Consider the following 15,522-nt stretch of genomic DNA (forward strand, 5'->3'; position numbering starts at 1 on the left):
TGCCGAGGGCCGGACTCGAACCGGCACTCCCATTGCTGAGAAGCGGATTTTAAGTCCGCTATGTCTACCAATTCCATCACCCCGGCGTTAAAGGTATTAATATTACTTGAATGTATTATATTCAATAAGAAAATGATGTCAACCGATCTTTTCGGATCAATCTGTTGTTATCGTGACATCGTCGAAATTTACCGAGGTTGTTTGTGTCGGAATTTTATTCATCACCGTCAGTCCAGCTCTTCCACTTGTCAGCACGTTATTGACCTCATAGAACATAAGCTGGTCATTCAGATAGGTCTTTATTACGGTGAAGTAACATTCGACTCCCAGTGAGAACCACTTTTCTTTCGGTGTTGCACATTCAACAACGGCGACTGCTTTCTGGATGCCGTTTTCTTTTTTGACCAGAGAAAGTGTATCTGAAGATATTTTAAGACAGTAATGATTTTCTTCGTTTCTGTAGCGAAAAACAATACCTGCCTCCCAATTTTCTTCCGTACTGTTCAAAATTTTAAGCTTTGTTTTGAATTTGAAATCACCGAAATCCATTGAATAGAGAACGAGCGCTTTCTCAGTATTCTTGTTCTTTCCGTTGTAGACATTCGGCAGGGAGTGTTCTGTAGTTTGTCCGTTGTCATTCATAATATTCCAGTCTCCGGTTATTGTTTCGAATCCATAAGCCGACGCCGTACCGGCCGCCTCATTATCAAAATGGAGTGTTGAAAAATATATATCGAAACCATTCAGCTTTGTGCCGGCCCATAAAGTTTCAGGGGATATTTCCACCATGGTGTAATATAACGCCGTCGCTTCTATTTTATAGATACCCGGTGTGATATCATCCAGCATAAACACACCTTCTCCATCACTCGTATCACTTTGGATCATTTTTTCTCCCTGGAACAGGGCGATTACAGCATTTTCCAGGGGAGTACCGTCGGGTTCCCTGACCGAGCCGGTTATCCGCGCTTTATGAGGATTTTCCGGATCATAGATATTGCTGTGTGGAGCATTAATGCAGCCGATGATGAAAAAATAGATTATCACTATCTGTTTTCTCATAATTAAAATTCCATCCTGTAACCGAGTTGGAATGAATTCGCGGTCGATTCAAAGAATAAACCTGTATTTTTGTCCTGGGGTATCGTCTTCTTTTCTTTCTTCAATGAGAGGGCGTCGATAATACTGTAGATGTAGATACTGAGGAAGATCGATGAATTCACCAGGGATATTTTATACCATCTGTCGTAGTCCTGATAGGCATCTTTTATCTCATTCATATCATCCGGTCCCAGGCTGTTATAATAGTTGCCTTTATTGTCGGTGATCAGCCAGGATATGATTGATGTACCGAGAAAGAAGCCGGCTGCCGCCATTATTATTTTGCCTTTTTCTTCGTTTCCTTCCATGAACTGGCCGAAACCAGGAATAAAACAGGAACACATTGCTGATTCTCCGGCGCGTTCTTTCTTTGCATTTTCAAAAAGTTCGAGGATGTCAGGAGAGGTCGTGATCGGATTTAATTCGTATTTCGGTTCAATATGCAGAAGTTTTTTGAAATAATCGAGCGCTGTTTCGCGGTCACCGACGGCGGCGTAACAGAGTGCAAGATATTCATATACTTCGATCTTTTCGCTGCCTTTCGATTGATCTTCAATTTTCTTTAATTCTTTTATGGCTTTTGTGTAATCACCGATCGTATAATAAGATTTCGCATCCGAGAGAACAGTTCTTGAAGAGTCACCGACTGATTCCTGGGCGATGGCAACGGTGACGAATATAAGAAAGGATAAAGATACTATTCTTGTGTTCACTTTTGAATCCCGTTAGAGCCACAGTATAATCATAAAAACAGCCCTGTCAAGTATACTGCGGCTGTGCTGGTTATTTAAATTTGAATTTTCCCTGTTTGAATAACTTGAGGCAGGTTTCTACAACCTTTTTGTCATAGAGTTTACCGCTGTTTTTTTGAATTTCTTTTAATGCCTCTTCAAGTCCAGGAGCGCTTCTGTAAGGGCGGTCCGCGCTCATCGCTTCAACCACATCGGCGACGGCGAGTATCTTCGCCTCCAGAAGGATATCTTTTCCCTTGACTCCTTTGGGATATCCTGAACCGTTCAGTCTTTCATGATGTTGATGGACGATCTGTGCGATGAGCCAGGGGAATTTGATTGTTTTCAGGATATCATAACCTGCAATGGGATGAACTTTGACGACTTTCATCTCGTTGGCGTTCAGCTTTTCAGGTTTATTAAGGATATCCTCAGGCACTTTTGTTTTTCCTACATCGTGGATTAAAGCGGCGAGCTTTATTCCTTTGATCTGTTCTTCCTTCAGTTTCATCTCTTTAGCGATCGCCTGAGCGAGTTCAGACACTCTTTTTTGGTGGCCTGCAGTATAGGGGTCGCGCATTTCAACGACGGTCGCCAGGGTGTTGATTGTTTCTTCCAATACGTGCAGGAATTTTCCGAAGCTGTTTTTCAACTCAAGCTCGGCGTATTTACGCTCTATTGCATATCTGATGGCGCGGATCAAAACGTCGGCGGTGAATTTTCCTTTTGCAAAGCAATCCTGGGCGCCTTCTCTTATTGCCTTCACCGCAAGGTCTTCGACCTCCATGGCTGTGAGGACTATGATTGGAATTTCCGGAACTTTCGTATGAAGTTTCTTCAGTGTTTCGAATCCCATACTGTCGGGAAGATTCAGATCAAGAACTACGATATCGATAGGTTCCCGGGCGAGGTAGTTCAGTCCGTTTTTCAGAGTTTTTACATGAACAACGTCGAATTTATTGTTTTTCGCCTGCATAAGCATCTTGACAAAGAGATCGCGGTCATCGGGATTGTCTTCGATTATCAGCACTTTAATAACCTCAGAACGGAGATAAAACTCTGTTCTTTCTTTTTTCGCCAAATGGGGCGATTCGGATTTTGTAAGAACTAAGCGGGGGCTGTGTTTCTGCATTTTGTGTTCATACATCAGTTTGTCGGCGTACTCGAGCAGCTCTTCCACCGGACATGGATTTTCCGGGTCATAGTATGTGGTGCCGATACTCAGAGAGAGTTTTACTTTATTCTGCGAATTTTTATTGTAGTTGAATAAATTTTTCCGCAGACGTTTGATAAGCATCTGGGCACTGTCTTTGCGCGCCTCAATCGCACAGATTGCGAATTCATCACCTCCTAATCTGCCGACGATGTCTGATTTCCGAAAACTCTGTTTACAGATGGCGGCGATTGTTTTCAGAGCGCGGTCACCTTCGTGGTGTCCGAGATTATCATTTATCCATTTCATTCTATCGATGTCGGCGAAGATCAAAAAGAATCCTTTTTTACTGCGATTCGCCAGGTCAACCTGCTGTCTCACAAGTGTCAGAAATCCGCGGCGGTTATATAGGCCGGTTAAAGGGTCGATGAGGGAAAGAATGCGCAGTTCTTCTTCAGTATTTTTACGAGCCGATATATCCCACAGGTAAGAACGTGTTCCCACTATTTTGCCTTTTTCTTTGATCGTGGTCGTCTGCACTTCTACATAGATCAAAGAACCATCCTTTTTAATCCCGCGAAATTCATAGGATTTCGGAGCCAGTTTATCATTGATTCGCTCTTTATGGAATGTTAGTACTTTCTTGACATCATCCGGATGGATGAGCGCCGAAAAAGTTTTATCTTTCATCTCTTCGTAGGTATAACCGAATATCTCGGCGAATTTCGAATTGAAATATTTGATATTTCCGTCGATGTCGTTGATCAAGATCGCCACACTTGCTTTTTCAACCAGTTCCCGATAGTTTTTTTCACTCTCCTTCAATGTTTCTTCGAAAAGCTTTCGATGAGTGATGTCATGAGCGATACCCAGCATATATGTTTTGCCTCTTATCTTTACGGGAAAAGTCCTTATTTCCACGTAAACCCGTGAGCCGTCTTTTCGGATGATCGTAAACTCATGGGAATCCCTGATTATCTTTTTGACCCCCTTTGACAGCAGTTCTCTGGCACGCGGGATCTGTTCAGGCGGCAGGATGTTTATTTCGAAAATATTTTTTCCTTTTAATTCTTTTATCGAATAACCGGTTATTTCTTCAGCCGCCCTGTTGCCATCGATGAGGTTGCCGTTCAAATCATGAATGTAGTAGGCATCCGGAGCGTATTCGAAGAGTATTTTAAAACGTTCTTCACTCTCCTGCAGCGCCTGTTTCATTTTATGTTTGTACAGAGTCATTTCTATATTTGTATATAATTCACTCGCCTCGAATGGTTTGACGATATATGCGTAAGGCTCTATCTTCTTCGCTCTCTGGAGTATGGTGTCGTTTGTGAATGCGGTTACGAATATAATGGGGATGTCGAATATTTTTTGAATCTGTTCAGCGGTTTTAATCCCATCCATTTTCCCTTTAAGCACGATATCGAGAAGGATCAAGTCGGGTTTGTTCTTCTTGATGCTTTCGATCGCCTTCTTGCCGGTATTGGCTATCGCGGTGACGACAAAACCTCTGTTCGCCAGGATATTTTCGATATCCTTTGCCACGATCATCTCGTCTTCGACTATCAGTATTTTTTCATTAGCCATTATTCATCCTGTCCGGTTCATCTAAAAGATATTGACTGTTGAATTTGAAGTGTTTTTTCTTGAAGAGACGCAGGCAGGCGTCGACGACATCCGCTTCATAAAGAATCCCTTTGTTCGCGGCAATTTCGTTCAGTGCCTTATCCAACCCAGGAGCAGGACGATAAGGTCGGTGGGAGCACATCGCTTCGACTACATCAGCCACGCCCAGGATTTTCGCCTCGAGAAGTATTTCTTTGTCTTTCAGCCCCTGGGGATATCCGGTGCCATTCAATCTTTCATGATGCTGGTAGACAATCTTCGCAATGGGCCAGGGAAATTCAATGGTCTTTAGAATGTCATAACCGACCTGACAGTGTGATTTGACGATCATAAATTCACCCTCGGTAAGACGGGTCGGTTTGCTTAAAATCTCCGACGGTACGTAGATTTTGCCGATGTCGTGGATAGCCGCCGCCATATGAACACCGGTAATTTTTTCTTCAGGAATCTTTAATTCTTTTGCAATGGCGAATGCCAGTTGAGCGACACGCCACGAGTGGCCTGCAGTATACGGGTCCCTTTTTTCCAGAGCTATTGCCAGGGCTTTGACGGTTGATTCCAGACTCTTTTTCAGCTTTTCAAAACTCTCTCTTAGTTTCTGCTCTGTTTTATGCTTGTAAAGGGCTATTTCCACCGCGGTACGCAGATCCCTTTCGTCGAACGGTTTTATTATATAACCGTGCGGTTCAGTCGCTTTGGCGCGCGCCAATATTTTTTCATCTGCGTATGCCGTGAGGTAGATGATCGGGATGTTGTAATGTCGTCGTATCTGTTCAGCCACTTCAATACCGTCAAGTTTACCGTTCAGAACAATGTCGATGAGCAATAAATCCGGCTTGAACTTTTTGATTATTTTAATCGCCTTTTCACCACTCGTTTCGATCCTGGGTACTTTATATCCCAATCGTTCCAGAATGAGTTTTATGTCTTCTCCGACGATTCTTTCGTCTTCGAATATTATGATCTTCTCTCTCTTTGTTTCTTCTCTTTTCATGTGGTCCGTCTTTCTCCGGGAATACAACATAAGACTTTACGTGCCTGAGATAGTAATTCCGCTATCGAACGATTCACTGCGGGGTCGTAGTATGCCGTACCGATATTGAGAGAAAACCTGCCGCTGATTTTCCTGGATGCATTATAGATATCCAGATTCTTTTTGAGACGTTCAATCAATTTATTGATATTACTCTTATGTGCTTCCAGGGCGATCACCGCGAACTGTTTTTCGTCTATTCGGGATATTATATCTGATCTGCGAAATGTCTGTTTCAGGATATTGGCGACCGCAATCAATTCCTCCTGATTTTTCTGAGACGGTTCACCAGATGTCGGTGTTTTATTCCATTCGACGACGAGAACTATAAGACCGCGGTTATTGCGTTTCGCCAATTTCAAATAGTGCATCGCCAGGATGAGAAATGATTGTTTCGTATATAAACCGGTGGGTTTATCTATCAGAGGCAGTCCGCTCAGTTCTTGCTGGATTCTTTGTTGGTCAATGGCGTATTGGATTGAACATAAAAGTTGTGAACTGTCTGTTTGCTCTTTGATTATGAAGTCCTTTGCACCGAGCTGGGTTGCTTTGGCACCCAGTGATTTCTGCTCGACCGTGGTGACGACTATTATCGGGGCATCCGGAAACTGCCCATAGAGACGGCTGAATGCATCAAGCCCCTGAATATCCGGGAGCTGCAGGTCCAGTAGAACAACATCGAATTTTTCTTCAATTAACTTACTTAATCCTTCTTCCAGATTGTCGCTCGTGACCAGTTCGAATTCTGAGTCCATTACTTCAGTCAACATTGTTCGGAAAATCTCGATTTGTTCGAGATCATTTTCAATCAACAACAGCCGGATATTCATATCATTTAAATTAATGAGGCAGCCGGGACGTCCGTCCCAGCTGCCTCAGGAGGGAGGTACGAAAAGAATGAGCCGTGCCTTCTCATAATCTATTGAACCAACTTATTCTGAATCGCTAGTCTGACCAGAGCAGCGGTGTTGTGGGCGTTCAATTTACGCATTATACTCAGTCGATGATGTTCCACGGTCCGCACGCTGATCCCCAGTTTACTGGCGGCTTTTTTATTCGAATCGCCTTCTGTAATGAGTTTAAGAACTTCCCGTTCGCGTGGCGTGAGGGTTGTGTATGGTGTTTTTTTTGTTCGTTTTGCCGGTTTCTGTTTACGCTGGACGAGCATTTTTATCACATCGCTTGAGAAAGTGGGGGAGACGTACAGTTTGTTGTTCTTCAATGTCTCGAGAGCGGTCATAAGTTCTTTGTCTGCATCTTCTTTGAGCAGGTATCCCTGAGCTCCACATGTCAGGGATTCATATACATATTCTTCATTTTTGTGCATCGTTAAGATGAGAATTTTAACTTTTTTGTTGAAACGCCTTATCTTTCTGATCGCCTCGATACCTCTGAGTCTGGGCATGGAAATATCGAGGATAACGATGTCGGGCTGTAATTTTTTAACGCCGGTGATGATCTCCAGACCGTCACCGGTTTCTCCGATGATCCTGTAATTACCTTTTTCCTCGATGATACGCTTTAACCCATTGCGGATTAGGGTATGATCATCAGCCAGAAAGATTGAATAAGGCATAGTTATCACTCCTTTTCCATACTTACATTCTAAAAAATAACCGGGAAATTACAATAGAACCTATTGCGTATATTTACATATGTATAAATACCTATTTACAAAATCGTGGGAGGTTAATTGTTTATTGTTTTAGCAGCTGAAAAGAACGCGGATTTTCTTTAATAAATAAGGAAGCGGTTCTCCTTTGACAAAATAATCATCGGCTCCCGCCTCGGCGGTATAGGTGGCGGCCTCATTCTCCGACCAGATCGTGCAGATGATGATTTTTATCCAGGGATATTTTCCCTTAATTAAACGAGCGGTCTGTGGGCCGTCCATACCGGACATCCGTACATCCAGTATTATCAGGTCGGGTTTTTCTTTTTCAATGAATTCAAGGGCGTCTTCACCTGTTTCCATAACTCCGAGTAATTTAATTTCCGGGTGTGATTCGAAAAAGCATTTAATCGCATCCTGGAAAAACAGACTGTCGTCAACGACGAGAGTTCTTATTTTATCTTTTTTCATTCTGTTCATCTACAAGAGGGAAAGTTCCTCTGATGATAGTTCCTTTTCCCGGTTTCGTTCTGATGGTGATGCTCCCGCCGATCAAGCGCGCCCTTTCCTGCATAATAAGAAGACCGTAATGGCCTGTTCTTTTGTTCATGATGTTTTTCAAGTCAAAACCGATTCCATTATCTTCTATTTTTAATCTCAGGTTGTTTTTATACACTTTGAGTTCTAGGGAAACGGCGGTGGCGCGGGAATGTTTGTTTATGTTTGTGAGTGCCTCCTGGATAATACGGATGATGTTCGTTCGTATAATGAGGGTCATATCCGGCAGTTTTTCAGGATACTTGAAGTCTATCTTTATCTTTGAATCGATGAATTTATGGTCGATTGTCTTTTTTATTACATGGATAAAACCTGCGTCAAATTCCCGGAGCGGTTCGATCTCACTGATCATCGCCCGTCCTCTTTTTATGGACGTTTTAATTATTTCAATCAGTTTATTGCGCTGTTTCAATGTTTTCGCATCCAGCTTGGAAAGATCGATCATCTGAAAGAAATAGAGGACCGCAACCAATCCCTGGAGAAGGTCGTCATGTATTTCAGACGCGAGATAGAGACGTTCCCTTTCCTGGGCATAAATAATCTTTTTCGTCAATTCTTTGGTGCGCCGCTGTTCTTCCCGCAGTGCTTTTTCCATATTCTTGCGTCTTGTGACATCCCTTACGATACCGAGAAATCCCTGGATTCCTCTTTCTTCTTCTTCGATTATCGTCGTACTCACCTCAAAGATCTTTGTTTTTCCCTTTACATCCTTTATTTTAACTTCCATCAGTTCAGTGGTATCTTTCGTATCGAGGACATTCTGGAAAAGATCAGAGAATTTTGCTATTGTTTCTTCACCGAGGAAAGAAAGGTCTAAAAAGTTTTTATTTATTATCCTGCTGCGTTTAAAGCCGAGTATCTTTTCGACCTTTCCGTTGATGTCGATGATTTTGCCGTCTTTATTTAAATATACGATGATATCATTCGCCTTTTCAAAGATTGTTCTGAATTTCTCTTCGCTCTCTCGCAATTTTCCTTCAATTTTGTGTTTGTAGAGCGCCAGCTCAATGGCTGATTTTAATTCGGTGTCTTCGAACGGTTTCAGTATATATCCGAACGGCTCGGTTATTTTGGCACGTTCCAGGGTTTGGTTGTCTGCATAGGCGGTGATGTAGACCACAGGAATTTTGAAACGGGTACGGATCTGTTCAGCAGCCTCGATCCCGTCCATTCTTCCTTTGAGTTTGATGTCCATAAGTACAATATCCGGATCTTCTTTCTTTATTTTTTTTACGGCTGCTTCACCGCTTGCTGAGATGGATGTCACCTGATAACCGAGGTTTATCAACCTTTGCTCGATATCTTTGGCTACGATACTTTCGTCTTCGACAATTAATATCCGCGTCCCGGACATAAAATCAGTTTCTACTTGATTTTCTCAAAGGTAATGGTGAATTTTGTTCCACCTTTTCTTTCCAATTTTATCGTACCGTTCAGTTGTTCAACGAGTGTTTTAACCAGTTGCAGCCCCAGGGTCTTTAAGCTATTCAGCGTGATATGCTGAGGAATGCCGACTCCATTATCTCTGATAATTAAGGTATAGAGATTTTTTTTGCTCTTACGGAGTATTACGTCGATCTTATGCTGTCTGCGGGTTTTCGGGATTATGGAAAGGCGGGGGAATGCATATTTTAAAGCATTTGACAGCAGTTCATTGATGATCAATGCGCAGGGAATCGCCGTATTGATATCAAAATATATGTTTTTGATATTGATGTTCAATTTAATACGTGATCTACTTATTCCATAGGACAGCATCAACTGTTTACTGAGGTCTTTTACATATTCTTCACAGTCTACGTGTGTCAGGTCTTTTGATTCATATAGTTTTTCGTGGATCAATGCCATTGTCCTGATGCGATTCTGACTGTGGCGCAGGACCGTGGTTATCTTTCCATCCGCACTGTGGCGGATCTGGAGGTTCAAGAGGCTTGATATGATCTGCATATTATTCTTAACTCGATGATGGATTTCTTTCAAAAGCACTTCTTTTTCCTGAAGTGATTCTTTAATGGTTTTTTCGGCTTCCCGCTTTTCACACTCGAGTTTTATTGAATGGAGTGCGAATGCAAGGTCGCCGCTGATCTCTTTGAGTAATGAAAGTTCTTCCCGGTCGAATATCCGGGAGTGGAGTACATAGAGGGTCGCTTTTATCGTATTTTTTATGATGGGTGAGATTACGAGATACTTTCCGTTGAAAGACTCTGCATGGAGTTTTCTCTTCTGGAGAACTTTTTCGCCCAGGATTTTCTTTTTCAGTTTTTTACATTCTTTACGGTCTCCTGCTTGGAATATCCTGCCGTCGTAATGGATCAGGATTGCGGTGTAGCCTTTCACTTTGATCAGGATGTCGCATGCCTTTTGAAGGAGTAGTTCTTTTTCTTGCTCTCTGGTGATGAGCTGATTCACGTTGCGGATCGCGCGCAACACAAGATTGAGGTGTTGCTCTCTCTTATTCATTTTTTGAAGGTAATGGTAAATTTTGTACCTTCCTTGACTTCAACCGTAATGACACCGCTGAGCTGCTCCACCAATGCCGATACCAGCTGCAGTCCCAGTGATTTTGTTTTTTGGAGATCGATGTTTTTCGGCAGCCCCACACCGTTGTCGCTGACGATAAGAACGGTTCTGTTGCGTTTATCCTGGAATAATTTTAAGGTGATCTCCGGAGATCGGGGTAGAGAACGAGGAAAGGCATGTTTCAATGAGTTGGAAATCAGTTCATTGATTATTAAACCGCAGGGGATCGCCGTATCGATATTCAACGTGATGTTCTTTATGTTTTTCTTCAGAACAACGGTTTTGGGTTTTACACCATAAGAGTGAAAGAGATGCCTTACCAGACCGTCGATATAATCATCCGCTTTGATGTTTGCAAGGTCTTTTGATTGGTACAGTTTTTCGTGTATGAGCACCATTGATTTAATACGGTTTTGGCTTTCTTTGAAGAGATTCTGGTAATACTCGTCTTTGATATATCCGGCCTGGAGATTCAAGAGGCTTGAAATGATCTGCAGATTATTTTTCACTCGGTGATGGATTTCTTTGAGGAGCGCTTCTTTCTCTTTCAATGACGCCTTTAATTTTTCTTCGGCTTCGATACGCTGTTTCAGCTCTTTTTTACTCTCTTCATACAACTGGGCGTTTATGATCGCAAGTGCGATCTGCTGGGCGATCGAGGTCAACAGGCGCTCTTCCTGTTTGGACAGCAGACAGGAGGTTCTGCAGCCGACGATCATCAGCCCCACAACTTTTCCTTTCGCCTGCAATAATACATAGTGCATATACTTCAGGTTCAGTCCTTCTTTCCTTATCGCCAAGAGTATTCTTTCGAACTCCCTTGGATTGGATATTATCGTTTTTAGAGACAATATAAATTCCCCTAATTTACCTTTTTCCTCTACCATCTTTATCGTCCCCTCATCAACGCTTATCACCTTTACCTCTTTCGCGAACTTTTTGGAAACACCGCTGTGGACGAACAGTTCCAATTTGCTTCTTGTTTCATCAGCAAGATATATGCCGCCAATTTCAAGGTTCATCACTTCCAGTATTTTAGCGAGTGCGGCACTTAAAGTTTCCTGTAGATAGAGTGATTGGCTGATGACTTTGGAGATGGTGTTCAATGTGGCGAGTTCCTTGGTACGCTGTATAACTTCTTCTTCTGAACGCTTGCGTTCTGTGATGTCGCGCATGAAGACGAGAAACGCCGGTTTTCCCAAGTAATTAATTATTGTGCTGTTTATTTCAGCCGGGATGAGGGTACCGTCCTTTTTTTGAATTTCTATTTCATAGATATTCGGGACGCTTTTGCCGGCGAGGCGATCTTTCACCCGCTGTCGTATCATTGAGTGGTATTTCTTGGCAATGAAGTCGGTGATGTTTTTCCCCATGATCTCCTTAAATCTATAACCTCCAATTTTACAGGCGGCGGAGTTTGCGAATTTTACCACACCGTTCTGGTGGATGATTATTGCATCTTTGCTGTTTTCAACGACAGACGAGTATTTTTCTTCACTTTCGCGCATTGCTTTTTCAGCCTCTCTGGTCTGCATAAGCAGGTAGGCGTTATTGATGGCGGTCGCCGCCGTGTTCGCCAGGGTTTTGACGATTTCCAGTTCTTCTTCAGATATTTCCTTACGTGGTGATGAGATCATTATTCCACCGATGATCTTCTTTTCCACTTCCAGGGGTACGACCATATAGTTCCGCGAACTGCCGATTTTCTGTAACGCCTGACATATCTTTTTGCTTAAGATCGGATAAGCTATCTCTTCCAGGGATGCGGCGGTGACGATCTTCCCAGTCAGTGCCGAACGGGTTTTTGCTCCGAGGTCGGCGTCAGCAGAAAAGGAGAGATTTTTGATTGAATAACCCAGAATTTCATTTATTTTTTGGAAAAGATTATGTCGTGTGGAGGATGTTTTGACCTCAAAGCGATTTTTCTGTTCATTCAGCATCAGGATAAAGGCACTGTTGTATTCAAGGAGATTTATAAAACCCTCGGTTATCTGCTTGAATATCTTATTCAACTCCAGGCTGCTGTGAAGGGTCGCAGTGATTTCTTGAAGCATCTTCAGTTCTTTGTGCTTCTTCAAAATGTTTTCTTCGGCTTTTTTCTGTTCTGTGATGTCATGATTCACAGCCACGGTACCGATGTAATTGTTTGTGTGGTCATTAATCAAACTGATGGAGGACAACACCTTCATCCGTGAGCCGTCTTTTCTCTCCTGGATTAATTCACCACGCCAGTGTTCTTTTTTGAAAAGCTCTTTCATCGCTTTTTCTTCTGTTCCGCTCGGGAATATTGAATTGGTGACCTTGTGTAGAGGTTTTCCAAGGACTTCATACGCCTGCCACCCGTACATCTGTTCCGCTGCACGGTTCCATGTTCGGATCCGGAAGTCAAGATCAGTGGAGATTATAGCATCGGAGACGTTCTGGAGCAAGTCTGCCTGGTAATGGAGTTTTTCCATTGTCCTTTTGCGGTCTGTAATATCTCTTATAATCCCCAGAGTTCCAAGAAACTTCTTGTTTTTCATCTTTGCCGAGGGGTTATAATATCCGGTGGAACTTACATCACCGAATGCGATCACCTCGCCGATCAGGGGTTCAATATCCTTCTTGTTTTTCTGTTTTTTCGGTATAAGCCGGACTTCAAGATTTTTTGTTTTTCGCACGCCGGTTCTTCTTTCATCGAAGAGTTTTGGTGCATTTTCGTCACCGGTGATTTTACCTCTGTATTTCGGCAAAACATATAATCTTCCGAATTCCCTGACATCGTCAGGATGTATTATTTTACTGAAGTGCTCACCGATTAATTCTTCGGGGTCATATCCAAGTATCCGTACTGAATTATTGACGAAAGTGAAATAACCGTCCGGGTCTATTTTATAGACGATATCCGGTAATTCTTTTAAGATCGCCAGATATTTTTCCTCGTCTTCCAGTTTTGTTTGGCTTGATCTGTATCGGCGGTAGGCTCTTTTTTGTTTAATCCTTCTCCTGCCTTTTTGGGTTATTTTCTTTCTGGCGTTCATACTTCCACCTATGTCACCTCGATCAACCCTGTTTTTATGGCATATTTTATCAGCTGGGCGGTGTTTTGTATATTAAGTTTCCGCATAATGCTAAGACGATGATGTTCCACGGTCCTGACACTGATGCCGAGTTTTTTCGCCACCTTTTTGTTCGAGTTTGCTTCTGCAATGAGTTTGAGTACTTCTCTTTCACGTGGAGACAAGCTTTTGAATGCAGAATTTTCCCTGGCACTCTTTTTATGCTCAAGCAGCCTTCTGAGGACATCGCTTGAGAAAGAACATGAGATATAAAGTTTATTATTCCGCAGGGAATTGATTGCACTTATTAATTCTGTATCAGCATCTTCTTTCAGAACATACCCATGGGCGCCGTTAAGCAGGCATTCATAGACATATTCTTCATTTTTATGCATTGTCAGAATTAGAATCTTTATTTTTTTATCAACCCGTTTTATCTTTCTGACCGCCTCAATACCTCTTAAATTGGGCATGGATATATCCAGAATTATCATTTCCGGATTAAGTTTCCTGATTTGTGGAACTATTTGGAGTCCATCACCGGTTTCACCGATGATCTTTAATCCTGAATTCTCCTCAATGATTCTTTTCAGACCATCCCGTAACAGGGTATGGTCGTCTGCCAGAAAGATAGTATACATAATTATTCTCCTAAAGTTTTTTTATTTATTTTAGTATATTCTACCTATTTTTTCAATTAGACAAACTACCGGTTTCAATGTAAGTATAATTACCTATTTTCAGTGACTCATACTCTATTGTAAAATTATATCGGGAAAAATCGAATTGTCAAGGAGTATTATTTGATCCAGTAATATAGAGGGGATTTGCTTTAAAGCAACCCCCCTCTATAAGAATAGCAGAACAGATAGGTATATCTTATCTTACAACTATTTTCCCGTTCGTTGTCAGTGTTTGACTATCGAATCTATAGAAATATACGCCGGCGCCCACCTGGGAACCGGTGTCATCCTTGAGCGACCATTTGATTGATTCTCTATTGCCGGTTGCTGTACCTGTCATCTTTGTAATGAGACGGCCTGTGATATCAAAGATACTGATTTCATAATGAGAACCAATGGGTAGTTCAAACTGGAAGTTTGTTCCGTTGACGCAAGGGTTGGGAACCGGTGATATCTTCTGAACGGTGGTAGTTTTCGAAGATTCCTCTTTTATTCCTATGAGGTCAAGAACCTTTACGATTCCACCCTGCCATACTTCTTTAGTGGAATCAGAGGCAAGAGTCGGATTTTGAATGAACGTCACGATTTCGCACATACTGTCATCCCACCCTGATTGAATGGTAAAGCTCTGAGTCACCGTGACTGAGTCTCCCGGTGCGATGCTGACACTCTGGCCGTTTTGATTCGGTATATAATCACGAGCCACATGGTTATGCCAGTAATCGCCGTTCGGAGCTGCATAATACAGACTATCTTCAGTGATGACGAAGAGGACTCTTCCGTTCAACGTCGCTGTCGAATCGTTGCGGAACTGGGCGTTTATTGTACCGGTTCCTGTTCCCGGATCATAATCGCCCCACATCGTGACAGTAACCGGTGATGGTTGACTCATCCGACTGGTGATTTTTGATTCCCATGTCGAGTAAGTGTAACTGCCGTGGGGGTCGCCGTCGTACCAGAGCCAGGGGGTCGCATAGTACCACGAGCCATTATAATAATATGGAGGAGGATAGGTGTACATACGCTGCACTGCCTCGGCACAATACAGGGGATAGCTTGAAGAGATATGCATTTCAATGGCAGCGACTCTTCCAGGATAGTTTATTGCGATATTAGCCAGTGTCCCACTGGCGGGATTGCATGAACTTCAACCTTCCTGATAGAGTTCTTCACAGACCACGACACGCTCTGCAGCGAAGAGAGGTGAGAGCATGCCGATTCCTGCAACAAGACTTAAACCTAATAATAGAGCTTTTTTCATATCGCCTCCTTTCCGATGGGAAATTTCTCTATTCTACTATAACTTTATATAATATATATAAAATAAGAAAATTGTCAAGAGGGAAAAGGGGAAATGGTGAAACGGAGAAACGGAGAATGGGAGATTCTTCGCGGAGTTTACACTGAACAGAGTGAATGTGCTTAGAATAACGGGGAGAAACAGGGAAAGGGAGAAGCAGTGGATGC

General features: G+C 42.6%; 12 protein-coding genes and 1 tRNA gene. All 13 read right to left on the bottom strand.

Going from position 1 to position 15,522, the window contains the following annotated elements; translation table 11 throughout:
- Positions 1 to 86, bottom strand: a tRNA-Leu gene (locus tag ENI34_06330).
- A gap of 70 nt (positions 87 to 156) precedes the next feature.
- Complete coding sequence (locus ENI34_06335; protein HEC78743.1) at positions 157 to 1,062, bottom strand: carboxypeptidase regulatory-like domain-containing protein; 906 nt, start codon at positions 1,060 to 1,062, stop codon at positions 157 to 159.
- Positions 1,063 to 1,064: 2 nt separating this feature from the next.
- Positions 1,065 to 1,814, bottom strand: coding sequence for a hypothetical protein (locus ENI34_06340; protein HEC78744.1), 750 nt, complete (start codon positions 1,812 to 1,814; stop codon positions 1,065 to 1,067).
- 70 nt (positions 1,815 to 1,884) lie between these two features.
- Positions 1,885 to 4,572, bottom strand: coding sequence for a PAS domain S-box protein (locus ENI34_06345; protein ID HEC78745.1), 2,688 nt, complete (start codon positions 4,570 to 4,572; stop codon positions 1,885 to 1,887).
- Positions 4,565 to 5,572, bottom strand: coding sequence for a response regulator (locus ENI34_06350; protein HEC78746.1), 1,008 nt, complete (start codon positions 5,570 to 5,572; stop codon positions 4,565 to 4,567). The genes ENI34_06345 and ENI34_06350 overlap by 8 nt, the downstream gene beginning before the upstream one ends.
- Positions 5,573 to 5,601: 29 nt before the next feature.
- The gene (locus ENI34_06355; protein HEC78747.1) at positions 5,602 to 6,474 is read right to left on the bottom strand and encodes a response regulator; all 873 of its coding nucleotides are present in this window, start codon (positions 6,472 to 6,474) and stop codon (positions 5,602 to 5,604) included.
- Positions 6,475 to 6,563: 89 nt separating this feature from the next.
- Positions 6,564 to 7,220: a response regulator transcription factor gene (locus ENI34_06360; GenBank protein HEC78748.1), complete on the bottom strand. Its 657-nt coding sequence runs from the start codon at positions 7,218 to 7,220 to the stop codon at positions 6,564 to 6,566.
- A gap of 129 nt (positions 7,221 to 7,349) precedes the next feature.
- Positions 7,350 to 7,736, bottom strand: a complete 387-nt coding sequence (locus ENI34_06365; GenBank protein HEC78749.1) for a response regulator — start codon at positions 7,734 to 7,736, stop codon at positions 7,350 to 7,352.
- On the bottom strand, positions 7,714 to 9,168 hold the full coding sequence (locus ENI34_06370; protein ID HEC78750.1) for a PAS domain S-box protein: 1,455 nt from the start codon (positions 9,166 to 9,168) through the stop codon (positions 7,714 to 7,716). Before ENI34_06370 ends, ENI34_06365 begins: the two co-directional genes overlap by 23 nt.
- An 11-nt stretch (positions 9,169 to 9,179) precedes the next feature.
- Positions 9,180 to 10,274 (bottom strand): histidine kinase, encoded by a 1,095-nt coding sequence (locus tag ENI34_06375; GenBank protein HEC78751.1) that lies wholly within the window; start codon positions 10,272 to 10,274, stop codon positions 9,180 to 9,182.
- Positions 10,271 to 13,354, bottom strand: a complete 3,084-nt coding sequence (locus ENI34_06380) for a PAS domain S-box protein (GenBank protein ID HEC78752.1) — start codon at positions 13,352 to 13,354, stop codon at positions 10,271 to 10,273. The genes ENI34_06375 and ENI34_06380 overlap by 4 nt, the downstream gene beginning before the upstream one ends.
- An 8-nt stretch (positions 13,355 to 13,362) precedes the next feature.
- Complete coding sequence (locus ENI34_06385) at positions 13,363 to 14,013, bottom strand: response regulator transcription factor (protein HEC78753.1); 651 nt, start codon at positions 14,011 to 14,013, stop codon at positions 13,363 to 13,365.
- Positions 14,014 to 14,251: 238 nt separating this feature from the next.
- The gene (locus ENI34_06390; protein HEC78754.1) at positions 14,252 to 15,127 is read right to left on the bottom strand and encodes an Omp28-related outer membrane protein; all 876 of its coding nucleotides are present in this window, start codon (positions 15,125 to 15,127) and stop codon (positions 14,252 to 14,254) included.
- Positions 15,128 to 15,522: the final 395 nt, after the last annotated feature.

The sequence above is a fragment of the candidate division WOR-3 bacterium genome (assembly GCA_011052815.1).
In the GTDB taxonomy this organism is placed as follows: Bacteria; Hydrothermota; Tepidihabitantia; order SM23-42; family SM23-42; genus DRIG01.

Excerpts from the sequence above, each read along its gene's own strand:
- ENI34_06345 (HEC78745.1), bottom strand. The coding sequence starts at position 4,572 with ATGGCTAATGAAAAAATACTGATAGTCGAAGACGAGATGATCGTGGCA.
- ENI34_06370 (HEC78750.1), bottom strand. The coding sequence starts at position 9,168 with ATGTCCGGGACGCGGATATTAATTGTCGAAGACGAAAGTATCGTAGCC.
- ENI34_06335 (HEC78743.1), bottom strand. The coding sequence starts at position 1,062 with ATGAGAAAACAGATAGTGATAATCTATTTTTTCATCATCGGCTGCATT.
- ENI34_06355 (HEC78747.1), bottom strand. The coding sequence starts at position 6,474 with ATGAATATCCGGCTGTTGTTGATTGAAAATGATCTCGAACAAATCGAG.
- ENI34_06375 (HEC78751.1), bottom strand. The coding sequence starts at position 10,274 with ATGAATAAGAGAGAGCAACACCTCAATCTTGTGTTGCGCGCGATCCGC.
- ENI34_06360 (HEC78748.1), bottom strand. The coding sequence starts at position 7,220 with ATGCCTTATTCAATCTTTCTGGCTGATGATCATACCCTAATCCGCAAT.
- ENI34_06380 (HEC78752.1), bottom strand. The coding sequence starts at position 13,354 with ATGAACGCCAGAAAGAAAATAACCCAAAAAGGCAGGAGAAGGATTAAA.
- ENI34_06365 (HEC78749.1), bottom strand. The coding sequence starts at position 7,736 with ATGAACAGAATGAAAAAAGATAAAATAAGAACTCTCGTCGTTGACGAC.
- ENI34_06385 (HEC78753.1), bottom strand. The coding sequence starts at position 14,013 with ATGTATACTATCTTTCTGGCAGACGACCATACCCTGTTACGGGATGGT.
- ENI34_06390 (HEC78754.1), bottom strand. The coding sequence starts at position 15,127 with ATGCATATCTCTTCAAGCTATCCCCTGTATTGTGCCGAGGCAGTGCAG.